22 protein-coding genes and 1 pseudogene are annotated in these 22,229 nt (G+C 74.8%); 5 read left to right on the forward strand and 18 right to left on the reverse strand.

The window, feature by feature from the left end; all coding sequences use genetic code 11:
* Positions 1 to 220: 220 nt before the first annotated feature.
* The 10 genes from C8E97_RS17945 to C8E97_RS17990 all read right to left on the reverse strand — a co-directional run bounded on the left by C8E97_RS17945 (position 221) and on the right by C8E97_RS17990 (position 11,770).
* Entirely contained in the window at positions 221 to 460 is a 240-nt protein-coding gene (locus C8E97_RS17945; RefSeq protein ID WP_147455156.1) for a hypothetical protein, read from the reverse strand.
* A gap of 169 nt (positions 461 to 629) precedes the next feature.
* Positions 630 to 1,265: an MFS transporter gene (locus C8E97_RS17950; protein ID WP_147455157.1), complete on the reverse strand. Its 636-nt coding sequence runs from the start codon at positions 1,263 to 1,265 to the stop codon at positions 630 to 632.
* A 78-nt stretch (positions 1,266 to 1,343) separates the two neighbouring features.
* Positions 1,344 to 4,346, reverse strand: coding sequence for an ATP-binding protein (locus tag C8E97_RS36530; RefSeq protein ID WP_121006765.1), 3,003 nt, complete (start codon positions 4,344 to 4,346; stop codon positions 1,344 to 1,346).
* Positions 4,347 to 4,443: 97 nt separating this feature from the next.
* Positions 4,444 to 5,352, reverse strand: coding sequence for a non-homologous end-joining DNA ligase (gene ligD, locus C8E97_RS17960; protein ID WP_211347057.1), 909 nt, complete (start codon positions 5,350 to 5,352; stop codon positions 4,444 to 4,446).
* Between the two features lie 47 nt (positions 5,353 to 5,399).
* Positions 5,400 to 6,491 (reverse strand): DNA polymerase ligase N-terminal domain-containing protein, encoded by a 1,092-nt coding sequence (locus C8E97_RS17965; protein ID WP_121006766.1) that lies wholly within the window; start codon positions 6,489 to 6,491, stop codon positions 5,400 to 5,402.
* An 18-nt stretch (positions 6,492 to 6,509) separates the two neighbouring features.
* Positions 6,510 to 7,487, reverse strand: coding sequence for a non-homologous end joining protein Ku (ku, locus tag C8E97_RS17970; RefSeq protein WP_121006767.1), 978 nt, complete (start codon positions 7,485 to 7,487; stop codon positions 6,510 to 6,512).
* An 87-nt stretch (positions 7,488 to 7,574) separates the two neighbouring features.
* Positions 7,575 to 8,399 carry a non-homologous end joining protein Ku gene (gene ku, locus C8E97_RS17975; protein WP_121006768.1) on the reverse strand — a complete coding sequence of 275 codons (825 nt, stop codon included), beginning with the start codon at positions 8,397 to 8,399 and terminating at the stop codon, positions 7,575 to 7,577.
* 101 nt (positions 8,400 to 8,500) lie between these two features.
* Entirely contained in the window at positions 8,501 to 9,472 is a 972-nt protein-coding gene (locus C8E97_RS17980) for a methyltransferase (protein ID WP_425470543.1), read from the reverse strand.
* An 85-nt stretch (positions 9,473 to 9,557) separates the two neighbouring features.
* Positions 9,558 to 10,550: a tyrosine-type recombinase/integrase gene (locus C8E97_RS17985; protein ID WP_121006769.1), complete on the reverse strand. Its 993-nt coding sequence runs from the start codon at positions 10,548 to 10,550 to the stop codon at positions 9,558 to 9,560.
* A 620-nt stretch (positions 10,551 to 11,170) separates the two neighbouring features.
* Positions 11,171 to 11,770 (reverse strand): TetR/AcrR family transcriptional regulator, encoded by a 600-nt coding sequence (locus C8E97_RS17990; protein ID WP_121006770.1) that lies wholly within the window; start codon positions 11,768 to 11,770, stop codon positions 11,171 to 11,173.
* A gap of 97 nt (positions 11,771 to 11,867) precedes the next feature.
* Between C8E97_RS17990 and C8E97_RS17995 the strand changes: the two genes are divergently transcribed.
* The gene (locus C8E97_RS17995; protein WP_121006771.1) at positions 11,868 to 13,358 is read left to right on the forward strand and encodes a carboxylesterase/lipase family protein; all 1,491 of its coding nucleotides are present in this window, start codon (positions 11,868 to 11,870) and stop codon (positions 13,356 to 13,358) included.
* Positions 13,359 to 13,414: 56 nt separating this feature from the next.
* A complete protein-coding gene (gene pip / locus C8E97_RS18000) occupies positions 13,415 to 14,368 on the forward strand; it encodes a prolyl aminopeptidase (RefSeq protein WP_121006772.1) in 954 nt (317 codons plus the stop codon).
* On the opposite strand, the gene C8E97_RS35365 is transcribed toward pip, so the two are convergent.
* From C8E97_RS35365 to C8E97_RS18025, 6 genes and pseudogenes are all read right to left on the reverse strand, one after another.
* Positions 14,365 to 14,553 (reverse strand): hypothetical protein, encoded by a 189-nt coding sequence (locus C8E97_RS35365; RefSeq protein ID WP_211347058.1) that lies wholly within the window; start codon positions 14,551 to 14,553, stop codon positions 14,365 to 14,367. The genes pip and C8E97_RS35365 overlap by 4 nt on opposite strands.
* 95 nt (positions 14,554 to 14,648) lie before the next feature.
* Positions 14,649 to 14,969, reverse strand: a pseudogene (locus C8E97_RS36830) (class I SAM-dependent methyltransferase); the annotation flags it as partial.
* A 138-nt stretch (positions 14,970 to 15,107) separates the two neighbouring features.
* Positions 15,108 to 15,746: a class I SAM-dependent methyltransferase gene (locus tag C8E97_RS18010; RefSeq protein ID WP_121006773.1), complete on the reverse strand. Its 639-nt coding sequence runs from the start codon at positions 15,744 to 15,746 to the stop codon at positions 15,108 to 15,110.
* Between the two features lie 127 nt (positions 15,747 to 15,873).
* A complete protein-coding gene (locus C8E97_RS18015) occupies positions 15,874 to 16,590 on the reverse strand; it encodes an SDR family oxidoreductase (RefSeq protein WP_121006774.1) in 717 nt (238 codons plus the stop codon).
* Between the two features lie 91 nt (positions 16,591 to 16,681).
* Positions 16,682 to 17,389: a TetR/AcrR family transcriptional regulator gene (locus tag C8E97_RS18020; RefSeq protein WP_121006775.1), complete on the reverse strand. Its 708-nt coding sequence runs from the start codon at positions 17,387 to 17,389 to the stop codon at positions 16,682 to 16,684.
* On the reverse strand, positions 17,386 to 17,562 hold the full coding sequence (locus C8E97_RS18025; RefSeq protein WP_211347059.1) for a hypothetical protein: 177 nt from the start codon (positions 17,560 to 17,562) through the stop codon (positions 17,386 to 17,388). Before C8E97_RS18025 ends, C8E97_RS18020 begins: the two co-directional genes overlap by 4 nt.
* A 26-nt stretch (positions 17,563 to 17,588) precedes the next feature.
* Here C8E97_RS18025 and C8E97_RS18030 point away from each other — a divergent pair, with 26 nt between their 5' ends.
* On the forward strand, positions 17,589 to 18,107 hold the full coding sequence (locus tag C8E97_RS18030) for a CGNR zinc finger domain-containing protein (protein WP_121006777.1): 519 nt from the start codon (positions 17,589 to 17,591) through the stop codon (positions 18,105 to 18,107).
* 97 nt (positions 18,108 to 18,204) lie between these two features.
* On the opposite strand, the gene C8E97_RS18035 is transcribed toward C8E97_RS18030, so the two are convergent.
* Positions 18,205 to 19,080, reverse strand: a complete 876-nt coding sequence (locus C8E97_RS18035) for a pentapeptide repeat-containing protein (RefSeq protein WP_147455158.1) — start codon at positions 19,078 to 19,080, stop codon at positions 18,205 to 18,207.
* A gap of 147 nt (positions 19,081 to 19,227) precedes the next feature.
* Here C8E97_RS18035 and C8E97_RS18040 point away from each other — a divergent pair, with 147 nt between their 5' ends.
* Both C8E97_RS18040 and C8E97_RS18045 read left to right on the forward strand, forming a co-directional pair.
* Positions 19,228 to 19,722, forward strand: coding sequence for a DUF1707 SHOCT-like domain-containing protein (locus C8E97_RS18040; RefSeq protein WP_121006779.1), 495 nt, complete (start codon positions 19,228 to 19,230; stop codon positions 19,720 to 19,722).
* Between the two features lie 94 nt (positions 19,723 to 19,816).
* Entirely contained in the window at positions 19,817 to 21,193 is a 1,377-nt protein-coding gene (locus C8E97_RS18045) for an amidase family protein (protein ID WP_121006780.1), read from the forward strand.
* A 118-nt stretch (positions 21,194 to 21,311) separates the two neighbouring features.
* Here the strand turns inward: C8E97_RS18045 and C8E97_RS18050 are convergent, their stop codons facing one another.
* Complete coding sequence (locus C8E97_RS18050; protein ID WP_211347060.1) at positions 21,312 to 22,100, reverse strand: hypothetical protein; 789 nt, start codon at positions 22,098 to 22,100, stop codon at positions 21,312 to 21,314.
* Positions 22,101 to 22,229: the final 129 nt, after the last annotated feature.

The following is a 22,229-nucleotide window of genomic DNA, read 5'->3' on the forward strand; positions in this document are numbered from 1 at the left end:
TCCCCGCTTGTCGGGCCCCGAGTCCCGGTAGGCCGGTCGGGACGGTGGGCGCGCGGGTCGCACCGTGGCCGCGGCGACGCGGAACTCGTTGCGCTCCGGGCCGGAGGGCGGCACACCGCGTCCCGCCGCGCCGACCTCCGCACGGTTCGACGCCGGCGCCCGAGTGCCGCGCGCCCGAGTGGCGCGGGCGCGCGGCACTGCCCGAGTGGACGTGCCCCGGTCAGGTGCTCTCGTCCTGCTCGTCGGCGTCGGACTGCGAGCCGCCGCCGCCGCCGAGCAGGCTGCCGACCACGCCCGTGATGATGTCCGCGAGATCGATGGACTGCCGTTCCGCGCCGTGGCCGGTGGTGACCGGCAGGCCGGGTTCCGGCGCACGCCCACCGGCGGCGTGGGCCGCCGGCGCCACCGACATCACCGCGCCGGCCGCGACCGCGACGAGGACCATCCGTCTCACACCCATGCGACTACCCGCCTTCCCGATCCGGTGCCTGCGAGAACACCGTCCAGCATTGATCCGAACGGCGCAGCGGTCCATACCCCGACGGAATGAACGACCGCCTCCGCGCCCGACCCTTCGCACCGGACACTCCACTCCGGACACTCCACACGGGACGGTCACCCGGCCGGGGTCACGGGAGCGCCGGGTCGGGCTCCCCGATCACCTTCGGCACCGCCCGCAGCGCACGGCCCGCGACCGCCGCCAACACCACCAGCAGACCCGCGCACACCCACAAACCGGTCGCCGCGCCGTCCACGTACGCCTGCCGCGCCGCCGCGACCAGCGGGCCCGCCACCTCGGCCGGCAACGCCGCCGCGCCCGCCCGCTCCCGAGGCACCGACGCCAGCACGGTGTCGTTGGTGACGGCGAACGCGAACCCCACCCCGGTGCCGTAGACCAGCATCGCGGGCAGGATCGACCAGAACGACGCGTCCACCGCCAGCGCCGCCGCGAACAACCCGAACCCCACCGCCGCACCAGCGCCGCCGCCACACCGCCGACCGCGCCGCATACCCCGCCCGGCAGGCCGCCGCGCGAACACCACCAGCGCCACCACGCCCACCACGAGCGCCGCCACCACACCCGGCCGGCCCACACCGCCGTGCGCGCCCTCCTTGACCGCGTACACCACGCCCACCACGCCCACGACCGACAGCACCACCGACAGCGGGTCCACCCGGCCCGGCCGCGGGTTGCGCGACTCCGGCAGCACCACCGCGCCCAACCCCACGACCACCGCCAGCACCGGCACGTTCACCAGGAACACCGAACCCCACCAGAAGTGGTCCAGCAGTTGCGGGTATCCGTCCTCATGCGCGCCAGGCCGCGCCGCGCCGCGCACCGCTCACGCACGCAACGCTGACAGCGTCCCCTCCCGGCCCAGCGCCGCGCCGCGCGCCGCTTCCGCCTCGAACACCGCCGCGCCCAGCACCTCCCGCGCCCCGCGCCGCACGGCCAGCACGTCCGGGTCGCCCTCCGCCGCCGTGCCCCGCAACCCGGCCGCCGCGCCCAGCAGCAACGCCGCCCGCGCCGCGTCACCCTCGGCCAGCGCCACCGCCGACCGCGCGTCGGCCACCCGCGTCAGCACCATCGGGTTGCCCCACTCCACCGACGAGTCCAGCGCCGCGTCGCAGTGCGCCCGCGCCCCGGCCACGTCACCGGCGGCCAACGCCACCCGCGCCAGCGACACGCGCACCAGCGCCCGCACCTCCTCCGGGCCGAACCACCCCGACGGGCACACCCGCAGCGCCTCCTCGCACCAGCGCCGCGCCGCCGCCAACCCACCCCGCAGCCGGCACGCCTCCGCCATGCCCAGCCACACCTCCGCCAACGCCTCCACCGCGCCCTGCGACCGCGCCGCCTCCGCCGCCCGCTCCAGGTCCGCCCACGCCTCGGCGAACCGGCCCAGCAGGCGGAACGCCTCCGCCCGCCGCGCCAGCAGCCCCGCCGCGTGCTCGGTCGCCCCGAACTCCTCCGCCAGCGCCACCGCCTCGTCCAGGAACCCCACCGCGCCCGCCAGGTCGCCGCCCGCCCGCGCCAGCTCCGCCAACTGCGCCAACGCCGTCGACATGCCCCACCGCTCACCCAACGCCCGGAACCGCGCCAGCGCCTCCACGTGGGCACGCCGCGCCCGGTCCACCCGACCCGCGTACAGGTCCTGCATCCCCGACCCCATCAACGACAGCGCCTGCGACCACGCGTCCGGCCCCACCAGCACGCCGCGCAGCTCCTCCATCGACGGACCCGCCACGTCCGGCACCCCGTAGGACATGCCCCACAGCATCGTCAGGAACGGCCGCGTCGGCGTGCCCGTGAGCAGCTCCAACGCCTCCCGGCGCGGCGACGGCGCACCCGGCAGCTCCTCACCCGCACCCGTCGACGTCGCCACCAACGCGCACAGCAGGTACTCCTCGGTCAACCCCGCCGGCGCCACCGGGCCCACCGCCCGCACCACCTCGCCCGCCAACGCCGCGCCCTCCGTGCGCAGCCCCCGCACCCAGAAGTACCAGCCCAGCTCCGCCACCAGCCGCAACGCCAACCCGCGGTCCGCGCCCGCCGCCCACCGGACCGCCGCCTTGAACTCCTCGTGCTCCGCCGCCAACCGCGCCAGCCACGTCACCTGCTCGGCCCGCAGCAGGTGCGGCGCCGCCTCCACCGCCAACCCCAGCAGCCACCGCGCGTGCGCCCGCCGCAGCCGCTCCCGCTCACCGGCCTCCGCCAACCGCCGCGCGCAGAACTCCCGGATCGTGTCCAACATCCGGTACCGCCGCCCCGACACCTCCACCAGCGACTTGTCCACCAACGACGGCAACAGCTCGTCCGTGCCCGCCACACCGCACACCGCCGCCGCGCCGGCCAACGTCGCACCACCCGCGAACACCGACAACCGCCGCGCCAGCACCTGCTCGTCGGCGTCGAGCAGGTCCCAGCTCCACTCCACCACCGCGTGCAGCGTCCGGTGCCGCGGCGCCGCCGCCCGCGAACCCCGCGACAACAACCGGAACCGGTCACCCAGGCGCGCCGCCACCTCCGCCACCGGCAACGACCGCACCCGCGCCGCCGCCAGCTCGATCGCCAGCGGCATCCCGTCCAGCGCCCGGCAGATCTCCACCACCGCCGGACCCGTCACCCCGTCCACCACGAACGACGGGTCCACCGCCGCCGCCCGGTCGGCGAACAACCGCACCGCGGGGGAGTCCGGGTCGTCCACCGCCAGCGGCGGCACCGGCCGCACCGTCTCACCGGTCACGCCCAACGCCTCCCGGCTCGTCGCCAGCACCCGCAACCCCCGGCACGCCGTCAACAACGCGCCCGCCAGCACCGCCGCGTCCTCCACCACGTGCTCGCAGTTGTCCAGCACCAGCAGCACCGACCGGTCCGCCAACGCCGCCACCAGCCGGTCCACCGGCGACGACACCACCCGCGTCCCGTCCTCCCGCAACCCCAGCGCCGTGACCACCGCCTGCGGCACGTCCGCGCCCGCGCCCAACGGCGCCAGGTCCACGAAGAACACGTCACCGGCGTCACCCGACGCCACCTCCACCGCCAACCGCGTCTTGCCCGCGCCACCCGGACCCAGCAGCGTCACCAGCCGCGACTCCAGCAGCGCCTTGCCCACCTGCCGCACCTCCTCCGCGCGGCCCACGAAACTCGTCAGCTGCGCCGGCAGCACGTGCCGCGCCGGCGCACGCCCGCCCCGCAGCACCTCCAGGTGCTCCGCCGACAGCACGGGGGAGGGGTCCGCGCCCAGCTCCGCCACCAGCGCCCGCCGCGTCGCCTCGAACAACGCCAACGCCTCCGCCTGCCGCCCCTCCCGGTGCAGCGCCCGCACCAACCGCGCCACCAACCGCTCCCGCAACGGGTGCCCGGCCACCAGCTCCCGCAACAACCCCACCGGCGCCGCGTCGTGCTCCTCCGCCGCCCGCAGCCGCAGCTCCTCCCACCGCGCAGCCGCCACCGCCGCGAACGGCGCGTCGCCCACGTCCCGCAACGCCGGACCGCGCCACAGCGCCAGCGCCTCACCCGGCCGGCCCTCCGCCACCAGGTCCTCGAACCGCAGCGCGTCCACCTCCGACCGCGCCACCACCAGCCGGTAACCCGCCGCCGACCGCTCCACCGGCACGTCCAGCACCGACCGCAGCCGCGACACCTGCGACTGCACCGCGTTCGCCACCCCCGCCGGCGGCGCCTGCCCGTACAGGGCGTCCACCACCCGGTCCACACCCACCACCCGGCCCGCGTCCACCAGCAGCACCGCCAGCAACGCGCGCAGCCGCGGACCGCCCACCGGGACGAGCGTCCCGTCCGCGCGCCGCACCACCATCGGACCGAGCACACCGAACCTCACGCGGCAGGATTGTTCCGCACCGCGGGCACCCACGTGGCCCATCCGGAGCAGCCCGCACCCACAGCCCCCGCCACCCGGCGCTCCGGGGACCGGACCGTCACACCGGCAACGGCGACGCCCCGCCCACCGCGAACAGGTCACCCGACCGCGCCACCCGCGCCAACACCTCCTCCGCCACGAACACCAGGTCACCCGGCGACCGGCACGCCGCCACCTCCGCCCACGTCACCGGCGTGGACACCGACGGCACCGGCCGCGCCCGCAGCGAGTACGGCGCCACCGTCGTCTTCGCCGGGTTGTTCTGCGACCAGTCGATCAACACCTTCCCCCTCCGCAGCGCCTTCGCCATCGACCACACCACCTCCTGCGGCGTCTCCCGCGCCAACCGCCGCGCCAACCCCTTCGCGTACACCGACGGGACCTCCGCCGAGGGCACCCGCACCGCCGCGTACACCTGCAACCCCTTCGACCCGCTCGTCTTCACCACCGGCGACAACCCGTCGCCCACCAGCACCTCCCGCAACCGCTCCGCCACCCGGCAGCACTCCACCACCGTCGCCGGCTCACCCGGGTCCAGGTCGAACACCACCAGGTCCGGGCACCGCCGCACCCCACCCGCACCCACCACCCACTGCGGCACGTGCAGCTCCAACGCCGCCAGGTTCGCCAACCACACCAGCGTCGCCAGCTCGTCCACCACCACGAACTCCGCGAACTCCGCCCCGCGCGACGACCCCGGCGTGCCCACCCGCACCGTCCGCACCCACTCCGGCGCGTGCGGCGGCACGTTCTTCCCGAAGAACGACTGCCCCTCCACCCCGTCCGGGAACCGCCGCACCGTCAACGGCCGACCCGCCAGGTGCGGCAACAGCACCGGCGCCACCCGCGAGTAGTAGTCGATCACCTCCGCCTTGGTGAACCCCGTCCCCGGGTACAACACCTTGCCCAGGTTCGACAACCGCACCCGCCGCCGACCCACCCGCACCACCGCGTCCCCACCCGCCACCCGCCCACCTCCACGACCACACCACCCGACACCCCGACCGCCTCACCTCACCCCGCCACGACCTCCACCCACTCCGACGACCGCACACCCGGCCGGTACGGCGAATCCAGCCGCTTGGCCACCACACCCGCCAACCCCTGCTCCCGACTCGCCGCCAACACCGCCGCGCCCGCACCCGGATACGCCCGCGGCGTCGCCCAGCACGGCCCCGCCACACCCAACCCCTCCAACACCTCACGCCGCCGCGCGTACGGCACACCCACCAACGACTCACCGTCCACGTGCACCACGTCGAACACCAGGTACGTCACCGGAAACACCGCCGCCAACCGCCGCGCCCGCGCGCCACCCACCCCCGACCGCCGCCGCAACACCCCCGCGTCCGGCCGCCCACCCGCCAACGCCACGACCACCCCGTCCAACAACACCTGCGTCGACCCCAACGCCGCACCCAACCCCCGCAGCTCCGGGTACACCCCCGTCACATCCGCACCCGACGCCACCAACCGCACCCGGCCGCCCTCCACCCGCGCGACCGCCCGCACCCCACCCCACCGGAACTCGAACGCGAACTCCGCCGCCGGCTCCGGCAACACCGCCGACACCGTCGCCACCATCGGCTCCACCGACACCGGCAACGGCACCCACCCCGGCCGCGCCGCGTCGTGCCGACGCCGCACCATCCAGTCCCGACCGTCACCACCCCCACCCGACGCCGCACGCCGGAAGAACACGAACCCGCCCTCCACCCGCGACCCGTGCAGCACCACCTCCACCTCGCGCTCGCCCCACGCCACCGTCTCGTAGCGACCCCGGTCCCAGATCGACATCCGACCCGCCCCGTACTCGCCCGCCGGGATCACCCCCTCGAACGACGCGTACTCCAGCGGGTGGTCCTCCGTGCGCACCGCCAACCGCACCGTCCCCGGCTCCACCGGCAACCCCTTCGGCACCGCCCACGACACCAGCACCCCACCCCGCTCCAACCGCACGTCCCAGTGCAGCCGCGACGCGTGGTGCTCCTGGATCACGAACGTGTCGTCACCACCGCGGCGGAGCGGCGCGCCCGCGGGCGGCACCGGCTCCGGCGTCCGCCCCACGACCCGCCTGCGCCGGTACTCCGACAGGTCCCCGCCCATCCCGCGCACCCCGCCGACTCAGGCGGGCTTGGCCTTCTTCTTCGCCGGCGCCTTCTCCGCGTCCTTCCCACCGGCAGCCTTGCCCGCGGCGGCCTTCCCACCGGCGGCCTTGCCCGACACGCCGCCCGACGCGCCACCCGCCGCCTTCCCGCCCTTCGCCGCACCCCGCCGCGACCCACCACCCGACGCCCCGCCGCCACCCGAGCGCGCCGACGACCCACCCCGCGACGACCGCGCCTGCTCCACACTGCGCTCCAACGCCGTCATCAGGTCGATCACCTCACCGGGCTCCTCCACCTCCGGCCGCTCCGGCAGCTCCGCGCCCTCCGCCTTCGCCTCGATCAACCGACCCATCGCCTCGGTGTACTCGTCGGAGAACTCCTCCGGGTCGAACGACCCCGCCATGCTGTCCACCAACGACGACGCCATCTTCAACTCCTGCGGACGCACCTCCACGTCCGCGTCCAGGAAGTCGAACTCCGGCCTGCGCACCTCGTCCGGCCACAACATCGTGTGCAGCACCAGCACGTCCTCACGCGCCCGCAACGTCGCCAACGTCTCCCGCTGCCGGATCGTGATCTTCACCACCGCCAACTGACCCGACCGCTCCAACGCCTCCCGCAACAACACGTACGGCCGCGTCGCCGCCTTGTCCGGCTCCAGGTAGTACGACTTCTGGAACAGGATCGGATCGACCTCCTCCGCCGGCACGAACTCCAGCACGTCGATCGCGTGATCGGTGTTCACCGGCAGCTTCTCCAGGTCCTCGGCGTCCACCACCACCATCCGGCCGTCGTCCAACTCGTAGCCCTTGGCGATGTCCGCGAACGACACCTCCTCACCGCACACCTGGCACACGCGCTTGTACCGCACACGCCCACCGTCCACCCGGTGCACCTGGTGGAACCGGAAGTCGTGCTCCTCCGTCGCCGTGTACAACCGCACACCGATCGTCACCAGGCCGAAGGAGATCGCCCCGCGCCACACGGACCTCATTCCACGTGAGTACCCGTCACCCGCGGAAACCGCACCAGCAGCTCACCCGAACGGGCTAACCCCAGGCACGCCGAACGCACCCACCCGCTACTCCTCCCGCCCCTCCGGGACCACCCCGTCCCCACCCGACGGCGACCGACCCGAACGCACCCGCTCCAAGCTCCGCCGCAACGCCGACATCAGGTCCACCCCGCCACCGGTCTCCTCCGGCGCACGCGACACCGGGATCTCCGCACCCGCAGCCTTCGCCTCGATCAACCCCGCCACCGCGTCCCGGTACTTGTCCGAGAACACCCCCGGATCGAACGGCGCCGTCATCGAATCCACCAACGACGCCGCCACCCGCACCTCCGACGCACCCGGCGCCACCCCGGACTCCTCCAGGAACCCGAACCCCGGCTCCCGCACCTCGTCCGGCCACAACAACGTCTGCAACACCAACACCCGACCACGCGGGCGCACCACCGCCAACACCTCCCGCCGACGGATCGCCACCCGCACCACCGCCACCCGGGGCACCCGCTCCAACGCCTCCCGCAACAACCCGTACGACACCACCGCCGCCCGCTCCGGCTCCAGGTAGAACGACCGGTCCAACAACACCGGATCCACCTCGTCCGCCCGCGCGAACTGCACCACCTCGATCGTCCGACCCGACGGCACCGGCAACCCGTCGAAGTCCTCGTCCTCGAACAGCACCAGCCGACCGTCCGCCACCTCGTAGCCCTTCACCACGTCGACCAGCGCCACCTCCTCACCGCACACCTCGCACACCCGCCGATGCCGGATGCGCCCACCATCACCCCGATGCACCTGGTGGAACCGGAACCCGTGCTCCCGCGTCGCCGCGAACAACCGCACCGGGAACGTCACCAACCCGAACGACAACGACCCACGCCACACCGCCCTCATGAGTCCCTGCGTACACCCGAGCGAACCCCGACTCACCCAAGTCACCCGGACAGCCCAACCCCGACCGGACCGCCCGCACACCACCACAGGGGCGCGCCCGATCAGCCCCCCGCGACCCCGAACTCCAACACCGTCCGCCCCTCGGCCACCGGACCCGACCCCCGCAACACCAACCCGCACCCCGCCGCCAACCCCACCAGCTCCTCCACCGACCGCTCCCGACCCCCGAAGCACATCAACATGAACAGGTCGATCGCCGTGTCCGCACCCACACCCCGCACCGGCTCGATCACCACCACCGCACCACCCGGCGCCACCGCCCGCCGACACCCCGCCAGGATCTCCCGCGCCCGCTCGTCATCCCAGTCGTGCAGCACGTCCGACAACACATACGCGTCCGCACCCGCCGGCAACGGCTCGAAGAAGCTCCCCGCCACGGCCACCGCCCGACCACCCAACCCCGCCGCCGCGAACCGCGCCGCCGCCGCCTCCGCCGCCGGAGCCAGGTCCACCACCCGCCCCCGCACACCCGGGTGCGCCCGCAACACCTCCGCCAGCACCAACCCGTCACCACCACCCACGTCCACGACCTCCGCGAACCGACCCCAGTCGAACCGCTCCGCGATCTGCCCCGCCTGCACCCCGAACCGCCACGCCATCTGCGCGTCGAACGACCGCCGCAACCCCGCGTCGGCGTCCAGGTCCGCCCAGAAACCACGCCCGTACCGACGCTCGTAGGCAGGCGCCCCCGTCAGCACCGTCCCCAACAACTCCACGAACGCCAACTCCGCCCGACCACCGGCACTGCCGATGTCCAACAACGGCCGCACCCCCTCCGGCGCGTCCACACCCATCTGCGCGCCCAACCCCGTCGGCCGATAACGCCCCGACCCCACGTCCACCGCGAACACACCCACCGACACCAGGTGATCCAGCAAGCACCCCAACGCCGACACCGACGCCCCGGTCTCCTCGGCCAGGCGCTCCACCGTCGCACCCGCCCCGCCCGCCAAGTCCACCAAACCCAACGTCGCCGCCACCCGCACCGCCATCGGCGTCGCCAGATCGGCCAACCGCAGAATCGAAAGCCCAGTCGTCGTCACCAGCCGAACCTATCCAGCCGGACAACCGGAAAAGCCGAGCGGCGGAACGACGACGTCACCCCTCCCGGCCCGGCAGCCGGTTCAACGACGCGTACGTCCGGTTCCCCGCCACCGCCGCCCGCCGCTCCCGCGCAGTCGCCTCGATGTAGTTCTGCGACGTCGCCAACGACGCGTGCCCCAACAACGCCATGATCTCCGACGCCGACGCGCCGTCCTCCGCCAACCGCGTCGCGAACGTGTGCCGCAACGCGTGCAGGTTCGCGCCCGACGGCACCCGGTCGTGCAACCCGGCCCACCGGAAGCACGACCGCACCAGGTACTCCAACCCGCCCCGCCCGATCGGCTCACCCCGCCGGTCCCGCAGCAACGCAGACCCCCGGTCGAACCGCCCACGCGGGAACCGCGCCCGGCACGACACCAGGTACTGCTCGATGATCCGGTCCATCGCCGGCTCGATCGGCACCGACCGGTCCCGGTTGCCCTTGCCCGCCACGTGCAGCCGCCGCTCACCCGGCCGACCCACCACCGACGCCAACGTCAACGTCCGCATCTCCGCCGACCGCAACCCCGCCACCAGACCCAGCGCGATCACCAGCACGTCCCGCTCCGGCCACGGGTCACGCCCCTTGCGCACCCCCTCGGCCGCGGCCTCCAACAACCGCTCCGGCGTGTCCTCGCCCCGCAGCGGCTTGGGCACCAGGGGAGGGGTCTTCGGCCGCGCCACCGCGCCCATCGGGTTGCCCGGCAGCAGGTCCTCGGCCACGCAGAACGTCAGGAACTGGTTCCACGTCGACCAGGCCCGCAACACCGAACTCTTCGCGTGCGAGTCGGCGAACACCCCGAACGCGGCCCGCAGGTTCCCGGCCGTGAGCTGGGCGACCAGCAGGCCGTCCGGGGGAGTGGAGCACACCTCGGCCAGCAGCGCGGTGACGCCCGCCAGGTCGCGGCGGTAGGCGGCCGTGGTGTGGGGGGAGTCCTTGCGGGGCCGGCGGGCGAGGAAGAACGAATCCTGGGCGTCGAGAACTCGCATTGGATCTTCATACCGCACGGCACCGACAGCGCCCGCCCGCCGGCACCGGGCCGACCACACCGCCGTCCGGCCGACGCGACCCGGCCCGAAGCACCCCGCGACCCCGTCCGGGCCAGTCCACCGCGCGATGGATAATTCACCACGTGATGGATAATGGCGATTATCCATCAAAAGGCGATCCGGGAGGGCCGGGGTCGGCGTCGACGGGTGTCGGCGGCACACCGGGGGAACGCGCGTCGCGTGGGACGTCCGGCCCGCCGGTGTGCCGCTGGCGCGACGCGTTGCCGCGCCCGCGCACACGTCCGCGCGGCGGGCCCCGGTGTCGACGTGCGGCGTGTCGGGAACGCGTCGCGCCGGCGGGCCCGGCGGCACGGAACGTCGCCGAAGCCCAGGACGGTCGATCTTGAGGCGTCGACGGCCGCCGCGGCCGCCGTGGACGTCGTCGTCCGCCCATCCCGACACACCACCGCACATACGTCACGTGACGTATCCCCGGCCCGGTCGGTCGGCAGCTGCTGGAACGCCGATAATCTACATTATGTTAATTAAGACGATCCGGGGGCCGGTGCCGCCGTCCTGCCCCGGTCGGGTTCGTCTCCACCCGTCCCCCGTCCCCCGTGTCCCGTGTCCGGGGCAGGTCACGCACTCCTGAACAGCCGGTCCAGATGCACGTCGATCGCGGCGAGCGCGTCCCGGGGCTCGATCACGTCGAGTTCGATCAAGGAGGTGAAGCCGGTGAGGGCGAGCAGCAGGTTGGTCTCGGTCGCCGGGTCGCAGCCGGAGTCGATGTGCCCGTCGGCGATCGCCTGGCGGACCACTTGCTCGACGAGGGCCCGTCCTCGGGCGAGGCCGTGGCGCGCCTGCTCGCGCAAGGTCTCGTCGTGCAGCGCCTCCAGGACGTAGGCGGCGCTCATCCGGCTGGTCGCGCGGGCGTCGGCGTGCAGCGGGAGCATTTCCGCGAGCGCCAGTCGCAGCACGTCACGGGGGTGCGGACGGTCACCGAGTTTTTCGAGCCCCTGCTGTACGCGCACCGAGGTCTGCTCGGACGCGAAATCCATGGCGAAGGAGAGCATGGCGGTCCGGGAGTCGAAGTAGTGCTGCAACTGTCCGAGTGACATGCCCGCCTCCTGTGCCACCACGCGCATCGTGAGCTGGGTGACGCCGCGCTGCTCCACCACCCGCCACAGCGCGCGGGCGATCGTTTCGCGGCGTTCGCGGTGGTCCACCTGTTTCGGCATCCGTCGGCTCCTCCCCGTGCGCCGGGACTGTTCCAATACAGTTGACATAATACAGGTGACCTATAACCCTGGGTTCCCCTTGAGGGAAGGAATCGTCGTGCTCGAACAGCCGAAGGTGCGGACCACGGAAGGCGTGGTGCAGGGACGCCGGCGGCAGGGGCACGCGGTGTTCCGGGGCATCCCCTACGCCCGGCCCCCGGTCGGAGCGCTCCGCTTCGCCGCGCCCGCGCCGCCGCGCCGCTGGGAGGGGACGAGGCAGGCGGTCGAGTTCGGCCCCGTGGTGCCGCTGTCCCTGCCGATCGACGTGCCCCCGCAGGGCACCGACTGGCTGACGCTCGACGTCGGGACTCCGGACCCCGGCGCGGCGGGACTGCCGGTGCTGGTGTGGATCCCCGTGGGCGGTTACCTCTCGGCGGTGTCGAGCGACCCGATGTACGACCCGGCAGCGCTGGCCGAGGCGGGAGTCGTCGTGGTGACCGTCAACTGCCGCGTGGGCGCGGAGGGGTTCGCGTTCCTCGACGACGTGCCGCCCAACCGCGGATTCCTCGACCAGGTCGCGGCGCTGGAGTGGGTGCAGCGCAACATCGCCGCCTTCGGCGGCGACCCCGGCCGGGTCACCGTGGGCGGGGTGTCCGCCGGGGCGGGCTCGGTCGCCGCCCTGCTGACGATGGAGTCCGCGCGCGGCCTGTTCAGGCGGGCCATCGCCCATTCGGTGCCGGGGCTGTACAGCACCCCCGCGCTGGCACGGGAGGTCACCGCCGCGTTCGCGGACCGGCTCGGCGCGGCGGCCCCCACCGCCGAGGCCCTGCGCGACATCGACCCGTGGCACCTGGCCGCCCAGCTCACGTCCTTCAACGCCGGCCTCCACGCGCACCGGGAGAGCTGGGGGCGCCTCACGGAGACCGGCACCGCGCTGTGCCCCGTCGTCGACGGCGAGGTCCTCCCGGAAACGCCCTGGTCCGCGCTGACCGGCGCGCGCGCGAGCGGGATCGAACTGCTCGTCGGCCACACCAGGGACGAATTCCGGTACTTCAGCGTCATGGGCGGGCGGTACGGCACCTTCACCGAGGAGGACGCCCACGCAGCCCTGGAACTGCTCGCCCCGCGGCCGGACGGCGCGCGGGCCTACCGTGCCGCGTTCCCGCAGGCAGGCCCGGAGGAGCTGGTGGAGGTGGTGTACTCCGACGCCCTCTTCCGCATGCCGTCGCAGCAGCTGGCCGAGGCGAACGCCGCAGCCGGCGGCACGTCGTACCTGTTCGAGCTGTGCTGGGTCGCCCCGGCGCTCGGTGGCGTCCTGGGCGCCTGCCACAGCCTCGACGTGCCTTTGGCGTTCGGCACGCTGGGCAGCCCCGTCGGCGCCCGGCTCATCGGCGAGGAGCCCACTCCCGAGGCCGTCGCGCTCTCCCGCGAGCTGCGGGAGGCGTGGGTTCGGTTCGTGACCACCGGCGACGCGGGTTGGCCCGCTCACCGGCCCGGCGGGTACCTCACCCGCGTCCTGGACACCGGGTCGAGGACGCTGCCGTACCCCGAGCAGGCATCCCGCCGGATCTGGGGAGGCCGCTCCCCCGCCCCCTTCGATCTCTCGTGATCGTCCGGGTCGGCTGGAACGTGTGCGAGAGTTCTGCCGTATCCGGTGTCGGGCTGTTGGGGGTGTCGGTGTATCCGGAGATCGAGCCGTTCGAGCACGGGATGTTGGACGTGGGTGACGGGAACCTCGTGTACTGGGAGGTGTGCGGCAACCCGGAGGGCAAGCCGGTGGTGGTTCTGCACGGTGGTCCGGGCACGGGCTGCTCCCCCGCCATGCGCCGCTGGTTCGACCCGGAGGCGTATCGGGTCGTGTTGTTCGACCAGCGGGGTTCGGGGCGGAGCCTGCCGCACGCGGCCGACCACGGTACGGACCTGTCGGTGAACACGACGGCGCACCTGGTGCGGGACATCGAGGCGTTGCGCGGGCACCTGGGTGTGGAGCGGTGGATGGTGTTCGGCGGGTCGTGGGGTTCCACGTTGGGCCTGCACTACGCGGAGCTGTTCCCGCGGCGGGTGACGGAGATCGTGCTGGTGGGGATTACGACGGGCCGGTACGACGAGTTGGACTGGCTGTACCACGGGTTGGGCCGGTTCTTCCCCGAGGAGTGGCACCGGTTCCGGGCGGGTGCGCCGGAGGGCGCGGTGGACCTGGTGGCGGCCTACGACGAGCTGTTGAACGACCCGGACCCGGCGGTGCGGGCGAAGGCGGCGGACGACTGGTGCGACTGGGAGGGTTCGATCGTGTCGCTCGACCCGGACCACGAGCCGGGGCCGCGGTGGGCGGACGCGCGGTGGCGGTTGGCGTTCGCGCGGATCACGGCGCACTACTTCCGGCACCGCGCGTGGTTGGCGGACGGGCAGGTGCTGCGGGACGTGGGCCGGTTGCACGGGATTCCGGCGGTGCTGGTGCACGGCCGGCTGGACATGCAGGGTCCGCTGGCGACGGCGTGGGAGTTGGCGCGGGTGTGGCCGGACGCGGAGTTGCGGGTGGTGCAGGGCGCGTCGCACAGCTCGCGGGACGCGGGGATGGAGGAGGCGGTCGTGGCGGCGACGGACCGCTTCCGGTCCTAGTCCCCCGTCGGGTCGGTCCTGGTCGCGGGTGGTCGGCGCAGGCGGGCTTTCCAGATCTCTTCGCTGGGCCACTGGTGTGCCCAGTCGGCGGAGACCTCGGCGTGGTCGCGGTGCGCGGGGCGGGGCGCCTGGATCTCGACGAGGTCTTCGACGTCGAAGCCGCACGTCCGGAGCAGGCGCAGCATGTCGCCGTGCGAGAGGGTGAACTCGGTGGCGGTGCCGTGGTCGATGCGATGGCAAGGTCGAAGGTGGCGTCGTCGTGCGGCACGTGCTCGGCGTGGGCGTGGACGAGGGGGAAGTCGATGCCGAATTCTCGTTGCATGGCGCGGGCGGTGGTGAGTTGGCGTCGGGAGATGTCGACGCCGACGGGGCGGGCGCCCGCGCGGGCGAGCCAGGCGGAGACGTAGCCGGTGCCGCGGCCCGGTTCGACGGCGTCGAGGCCGGCGATGTCGTCGGGGATCACGTGCAGCCGGGATTCGGGGGTGGCCCACAGGCCCCAGGCGGGTTCGGTGCGGGCCCACTGGGCGCGGGCCGGCGGTCCGTGGGCGGCGGCGGCCCGGTCGTCCCAGTGGCGTTGGTTGAGCACGGTGTGCTCGCTCATGCGGGCCTCCGGCGGGTGGTGGGGCGCGCGTCGCGGGTGGGTTCGGTCATGTCGTGCATGATCGCGGACGTGGTCGGGGGCGGCGAGGTGGTTCCGGGCGCGGTGGCTCGTGGTCGGGCGGGTCGGGCGGGTCGGGGGTCAGGCGGGTCGCCACACCGTGGTGGTGCGCCGGTCGGTGCCCTCCAGGTCGTGCGGCACGGGCACGTCGTAGGCGCCGACCCGGTGGAACCGGTCGTGCGGCAGGTGGGCGCGCTGCGGGTCGCCGACGAGGACGAGCGCGCCGGCGGTGTGGGCGCGGTGCAGGAAGGGCAGGACGCGGGCGGCCATGTCGCGGTCGTAGAAGACGTCGCCGGCGAGCACGACGTCGGCGACGGCGGTGGGGTCGGTGTCGAGCAGGTCGGCGACGACCACGTCGAGGGTGACGTGGTTGGCCTGGGCGTTGAGGGTGATGGCGTGGCCGGCGAGGGGGTCGACGTCGTTGGCGGTGACCCGGCGTGCGCCGGTGAGGGCGGCGGCGATGGCGACCAGGCCGGAGCCGGAGGCGAGGTCGAGCACGCGTTTCCCGGCGGTGGTGTCGGGGTGGTCGAGCAGGTGGCGGGCGAGTGCCTGTCCCCCGGCCCAGGGGAAGGCCCAGAACGGCGGTTCGGGTCGGCCGGTGGTCTCCCACAGCGCGATGACGTCGGTGGCGGTGCGCAGGACGATCTCGGGTGCGAGGGGCACGGGCGCGGGTGTGGTGTGGTGGCGGACGAGGTCGTGCGCCTGCGGTAAGTCGCGCACCGGTCAGGCGGTGTGGGTGTGGCGGGTGCGTTCGGGTCGCGTGGGTGGCTGTCGCGTCATGCCGTGACAGTAGTACCGGTGTCGTGGGTGTCGGTGTCGCCCTCGGGGGCCGGGTCGGCGGGTGCGGTCAGAGGCCGCCTGCCACGCGCAGCACCGCGCCGGTGGTGAACGACGCCTCGTCGCCCAGCAGCCAGGCGATCGCGGCCGCGATCTCCTCGGGCTCCCCCGCGCGTCCCAGCGGGATGAGCGGGGCGACCCGCGCCGGTCGGTCGGGCATGCCGGACAGTTCGTGGATCGCCGTGTGCACGGTGCCCGCCGCGACCGCGTTGACGCGGATGCCGCGTGGCCCCAGTTCCTTGGCCAGCCCGATGGTCATGGTGTCCACCGCCGCTTTGCTCGCCGCGTAGTGGACGTACTCGCCGGGGCTGCCCAGGGTCGCCGCGGCCGACGACACGGACACGATCGCGCCGCCGGACACCAGGTCGCGGGCCGCCCGCCGTGCGCACAGCAGGGCGCCGAGCACGTTGACCTCGACCACGCGGCGCAGGTCGGACACCTCCGTCGACGCGAGTGGTCCCATCGGGCTGGTGATCCCGGCGTTGATCACCACGCCGGTCACCTGCCCGAGTCCGGCCGCGGCGGTGAACAGCGCGTCCACGTCGTCCGCCGAGGACACCTCGGCCCGCACCGCCAGTCCGCCGACCGACGCGGCCAGTTCCCGCGCCTCGTCGGCGGCCGTCCGGTAGCCGATGACCACGCGGTGCCCGAGGGCGGCCAGCCTGCGCACCGTGGCCGCGCCGATCCCCCGGCTCCCGCCGGTCACCACCGTCAACCGCTCATCCACGACGACCCCTCCCCCGGCGGCACCTCCTTCGGCGGCCGCCGAGCCGTGATCCTTCCACGGCGTCCGACGGCGGCGGGTGGCCGCGGGGCGGCTACCCGGCTCGGGTCCGGCCCTCGTCGTCGGCGGGAACGCCGGTGGACGTGCCGGTGTGGTCCGGGCAGGCGGGATCCGGGTGGTCGGCGTGCGGGCAGGGGGTGCGGCCGGTGCCGTCCTCGCGGCCCGACGGCACCGCCGCGCGGAACAACCCGAGTCCCAGCGCGTAGGGGTCGTCCAGCCCGACGGCGCGCACCGCGTCGGCGGGCAGCGCCAGCAGCGACACCGCGACGCCGAGGAAGTACGCGTCGAGCAGCCCCGCGTCGCGGGCGGACGAGGGCAGTCCCGCCGTCCGGTGCAGCCGCGCGCCCGCTGCGGCGTTGGACACCACCATCCGCCCCAGCGCCTCGCGCACGCCCGGTCGGCGCACCGCTTCCAGGTACAGCTCCACCATCGCGAGGAACCGCGTCGGGTCGTCGGCCACGGCGCGGCGCAGCAGCGCCGGGTACAGCTCGGCCACCTCGGCCGGTGAGATGTCGGCGGGTGTCGTCGCCGACAGCCGCGCCACCGCCTCGCCGTGCAGCTGGGTCATCCGTTCGGCGGCGGCCTGCACCAGCGCGTCGCGTGACGGGAAGTAGTTCTTGGTCGTGCCCTCGGGCACGCCCGCCGCCCGGTCCACCGCGCGGTGCGTCAACCCCCGGCCGCCCTCGGCGGCCAGCACGGAGATCGCGGTGTCGCACAGCAGTTCCCGGCGGCGGGTGGTCACGGGGAGGGGACCTTAGCCGATCCGGTGCCGCCCGCCGTCGCCACCACCCGCCCGGAGTCCAGCACCAGCCACACGCCGCACACGCAGCGCACGTACTCGACCCGGCCGTGCCGCGACGCCGGGTAGGCGTGGTCGGAGGCGGGCCAACCGCAGGAAGGGCACCTGGTCGTCACGCCACCCAGCGTGGTGTCATGATTCAGTGCATTTCAACCCTTACGGCGGGGCCGCCGCGCAGCTCGCCGCCGCGCTGGTCAACGCCGCGCCCGACAGCACCGCCGAGGACCTGCTGGCCCTGCTGCGCGACCAGGGCTACAAGCCCCTCGGCACGCTCACCGACCGGGAGGCCCGCGCGCTGCTGTCGTGGGCGCGCCGCCTGGAGCCGGTCTTCGCCCGCACGACCGACCTCGTCGCGCACCTCAACGCGCTGCTCGCGGAGACCGCAGCCCGGCCCTACCTGTCCACCCACGACGGCCGCCCGCCGCACCTGCACTTCGCGGCGGAGACCGCGCCCACCGCCGACCGGGTCCGCGCGTTCACCGCCGCCGGGCTGGCGCACGTGGTCTGCGAGGACCCGGACCGGCTGGGCCGCTGCGCCCGCCCCGGCTGCGGCACCGTCTACATCGACACCTCGCGCAACGGCCGCCGCCGCTACTGCACGACCCGCTGCGCCAACCGCGTCCAGGTGGCCCGCCACCGCGAACGCCACCCGGCACGCTGACACCACACCACACCACACCACATCACACCCGACCGCCGCCCCGCCCCGGTCCCAGGCGGTCCGGTCCCAGGCGGTCCGGTCCGGCGCGGCACCCGGCTCAGCGCAGCACCCGACGCCCGAACCGCACCCCGTCGAACTCCGCCGCCTCCCCGATCAGCGCCGACCCGACGTCGGTCCACCCCCGGAACCACGACCGCGAGAACAACGCGTCCCGGTGGAACACCACCTCGCCGAACAACGCCCGCCCGCCGAAGAACACCTCCGCGAGGTCCGCCGGTCCCCCGAACTCCGCCCGCCGCAGGTCCGCCCGCCCCGACACCTTCGCCGACCGCAGCCACGCCTCCCCCGCGACCCGCACCCCCGAGAACGCCAGGTTCCCGGTGAACACGGCCAGCACGAACGACACCGACCGCGCGAACAGCGAGTCGGTGAACACCGCGTGCCGCAGGAACCGCGCGCCGTCGAACGTCGCCTCGCCCGTGACCGTCATCGCCGCGAACCGCGCGTCGCCCACGAACACCGCGCCGGAGAAGTCCACCCGACCGACCCGGCACCCCGACAGGTCGAAGTCCACCAGGATCGCGCCCACCGCGCGCACGTCCATCCCCGGCCAGAAGTCGTCACCCGGCCGCAGGTGCGACACCAGCTCCCGCTGGACGGCGGTGCGCCACGGCGCGTCCAGGCCCCGGCCCACCCCGCCGCGCAACGCCGCCAGCCACGTGTCCAGCACGTCCTGCCGCCGCCGCGGCACCGCGCGGCCGATCTCCGCCAGCAGCAGCAGGCCCTCGCGGTCACCGGCCCGGAACAGCCGGTTCGCCTCGCGCCACACCGACACCGGCGTCGGGGCCGCGGCACCCGCCCGGCGTCGGGCGTGCTCGTCCAGCAGCGTGTCCGCGCGCGACCGCCGGTGGTGCCGCACCGCGACCGCGACCACCACCAGCGCCACCACCAGCCACATGACCCACGTCGGCATGACACCGATCATGCCCTGATCCGGGCACTTCCAGACCACGCGTACCCCGACCCGGTGCACGCCCGTCCACTACGTCGACGGGCGTACGCCACACCGCCGCCTCCCACCCGACGCGGGAACGCGCCGGCGTGCGGAGGATGAAGTGCCATGACGGTCACCGACATCACCGCGAACGGTTTTCCCCGCGACAACACCGCCCACGGTGACGGCACCGACGTCACGCGGGAAACGCCACCGGCCGCGACCGGGGAGACCACCCCCTCGCCGACCGCCGTGCGCGCCTCCGATCGCGAACGCGACCACGTCGTCGCCCACCTGCGGGAAGCCGTCGGCGAGGGCAGGCTCACCCTCGCGGAAGCCGAGGACCGCATCATCGCCGCCTACGCCGCCGTGCACCGCGCGGACCTCGTCCCGCTCACCGCCGACCTGCCCCGATCCGCCGACACCAGGGCGGGAACCGGGACGGGCGGGGCCGGCGCCCGGCCGGTCGCGCGGCGGCGTCGCCACCACCCGCCGCTGTTCCCGGTGCTCGGCGCGCTGCTCGCGCTCGCCTGGATCGCCTCACCGCTGCCGTTCCCCTGGCCCGTGCTGCTGATCGCGTTCCTGGTGCTGCGCCACCGCGCGCACCACCGCACCACCTGACCGGCGGCGTCGACGCCCCGACCACCGCACCACCCGCCCGGCCTCCCGCGCGAGCCGACCACCCACGCGCCGCGTCCTGCCCTAGGGTGCGGCCATGAACGTGACCGACGCGTGCTTCGCGGGCGCCGCCCGGCAAGCCGACCTGCTGCGCGCGGGTGACCTGACCGCCCGCGAGCTGGTCGCCGAGTGCCTGCGCCGCATCGACCGGTACGACCGGGACCTCAACGCGTTCCGCCTGGTGTTCGCCGACCGGGCCCTCGCCGACGCCGACCGGGCCGACGCCCGCCTCGCGCGGGGCGAGCACGCGCCGCTGCTGGGCGTGCCGATCGCGGTCAAGGAGGACCTCGCCCTGCGCGGCCTGCCCACCACCAACGGCACCGCGGCCGTCGACCGGCGCGCAGCGGCCGACGCCACCGCCGTCCGCCTGCTGCGCGAGGCGGGCGCGGTCGTCGTCGGCCGCACCCGGATGCCCGAACTGGGCCTGTGGCCCTTCACGGAGAGCGACTGGGCCGGGCCCACCCGCAACCCGTGGTCGCCCGCGCACTCGCCGGGTGGTTCCAGCGGCGGGTCCGCCGCCGCCGTCGCCGCCGGTCTCGTGGGCGCGGCGCTCGGCACCGACGGCGCGGGCTCCATCCGCATCCCGGCCGCCTGCACCGGGCTGTTCGGCCTCAAGCCGCACCGCGACCACGTGCCGCTGGACGGGACGGCCTGGACCGGCCTGGTCGCCGCCGGACCGATCACGCGCCACGTCCGCGACGCCGCGCTGCTGCTGGACGTCCTCGCGCCCGGCCACCACCACACCGCCGCCGCGAGCACCGACCCGAGGCCGCTGCGCGTCGCGGTGTCGCTGCGCACCCGGGGCCCCGGCCTGCCCGTCGCCGCCGAGGCCCGCGACGCGGTGCTGGACACCGCGCACCTGCTCACCGACCTGGGCCACGACGTCACCCGCCTCGACCCGGACCTGCGCGACCTCACCGGTCCCGCCGCCTTCGCCGCCCGCTACCTGCACAGCGCGGCCGCGGGCGAACGCGCCCTGGAGCACCCGCACCGGCTCGACCGCCGCACCCGCCGGGTCGCCGCGCTCGGCCGCGCCCTGCCCCGCGCCACCATCCGGACCGCCCTGGCCGAGGGCGACGCGCTCACCGCCCACGTCGCGCGCCTGTTCGCCGATTACGACCTGCTGCTCACCCCGGTCCTGACCCGGCCGCCGCTGCGCGTCGGCGAGTGGCGTCGCCGGGGCACGGTGCCCGCCCTGCTGGCCGCCGCGCGCATGACCGCGTTCCTGCCGCCGTGGAACGTCACCGGTCACCCGGCCGCCGCCGTGCCGGCCGGTCACACGCGCGACGGGCTGCCGCTCGGCGTGCAGCTGGTCGGCGGGCCCCACGCCGTGGACACCGTGCTGGCCGCGGCAGGCCAGCTGGAACGGGCACGCCCGTGGGCCGAGCGCCGCCCACCCGGCCACCCCCGCTGACCCGACCCGGCGCGCCGCCCCCTCCGGACGCGCCGCCCGGAGGTCGCCGGACACCTCCGGACGGTCGCCGACCAGGGGCCGCGCCCGGCGTCGAGGCCGGGCACCCACGCACCGGGCGTCACAGGCCGCGCGCGGTCAGGTGCTCCACCAGCGCCGCCACCTCGTCCGGAGCCGGTGGCGGCGACACGGCCGCCACCCGCGCACCCGCCTCCCGCGCCGACCAGCGCACCAGGCGGCACTCGTCCACCGCCAGGTCCACCAGCCGCTGCGCCGCGCCCCGCCCGCCGGTCGCGCCCACCCCGCGGGCCACCCACGCCAACGCCTCCGCCGGTCGCCCGGCGTCCCGCAGCACCGTGGCCAACTGGAGGTAGTGCCACCCCGCCGACAGGTCCCGCGCCATCACCATCACCTGTAGGTCCAGGTCGCCGGTGTGCTCGGCCAGCTCCTCCATCACCCGCAGCATCGCCCACCGCTCCCGGTCGTAGCGGCCGGTTTGCCCGAACCCGATCACCGGCAGCAGCGAGAACCGCGCCACCGCCTCCCGCCGGTAGCGGTCCAGCCCCTCGACGCCCAGCGCCGCCGCGTACGGGGCCAACCGCACCTCCGGCGGCTCCGGGAACCCGGTCTGCACGTGCAGCAGCCAGTCGGCCAGCTCCACCGGCGGCGGCGGGTCGGACGCGCACGCCACCGCGTGCAGGTCCAACGCCCGGTCCACCAGCTCGGACAACGCCGTGCGGTGCGCCCGGTCCGCCGCCACCGCCGCCACCAGCGACTCCACGACCTGCTCGGCCACCCGCCGCGCCCCCGGACCGGATCGCACCAGCTCCGACAGCTCGGCCACGGCCGACGCCAGGGCGTCCCACCGCGCCTCCCACGGCGCCTCGGAGCTGTCCAGCCACAGATTCACTCGAACGGGTAACGGCGGCATCGGCACATCCAACCGCACCACCACCCGCGCGGCGATGCTCCCCGCCGGTGATCACGCTCCGCGCCCGAGGCGGAGCCGCCCACGACGAGGGGCGGCCCGCCGGAGACC

The sequence above is a fragment of the Saccharothrix australiensis genome (genome assembly GCF_003634935.1).
GTDB classification, from domain to species: Bacteria; Actinomycetota; Actinomycetes; order Mycobacteriales; family Pseudonocardiaceae; genus Actinosynnema; species Actinosynnema australiense.

Excerpts from the sequence above, each read along its gene's own strand:
- C8E97_RS17945 (WP_147455156.1), bottom strand. The coding sequence starts at position 460 with ATGGGTGTGAGACGGATGGTCCTCGTCGCGGTCGCGGCCGGCGCGGTG.
- C8E97_RS17965 (WP_121006766.1), bottom strand. The coding sequence starts at position 6,491 with ATGGGCGGGGACCTGTCGGAGTACCGGCGCAGGCGGGTCGTGGGGCGG.
- ku (WP_121006767.1), bottom strand. The coding sequence starts at position 7,487 with ATGAGGTCCGTGTGGCGCGGGGCGATCTCCTTCGGCCTGGTGACGATC.
- ku (WP_121006768.1), bottom strand. The coding sequence starts at position 8,399 with ATGAGGGCGGTGTGGCGTGGGTCGTTGTCGTTCGGGTTGGTGACGTTC.
- C8E97_RS17990 (WP_121006770.1), bottom strand. The coding sequence starts at position 11,770 with ATGCCGAAACAGGTGGACCACCGCGAACGCCGCGAAACGATCGCCCGC.
- C8E97_RS35365 (WP_211347058.1), bottom strand. The coding sequence starts at position 14,553 with ATGCTGCGCCTGCTCCGGACGTGCGGCTTCGACGTCGAAGACCTCGTC.
- C8E97_RS18035 (WP_147455158.1), bottom strand. The coding sequence starts at position 19,080 with ATGCCGACGTGGGTCATGTGGCTGGTGGTGGCGCTGGTGGTGGTCGCG.
- C8E97_RS18040 (WP_121006779.1), top strand. The coding sequence starts at position 19,228 with ATGACGGTCACCGACATCACCGCGAACGGTTTTCCCCGCGACAACACC.
- C8E97_RS18045 (WP_121006780.1), top strand. The coding sequence starts at position 19,817 with ATGAACGTGACCGACGCGTGCTTCGCGGGCGCCGCCCGGCAAGCCGAC.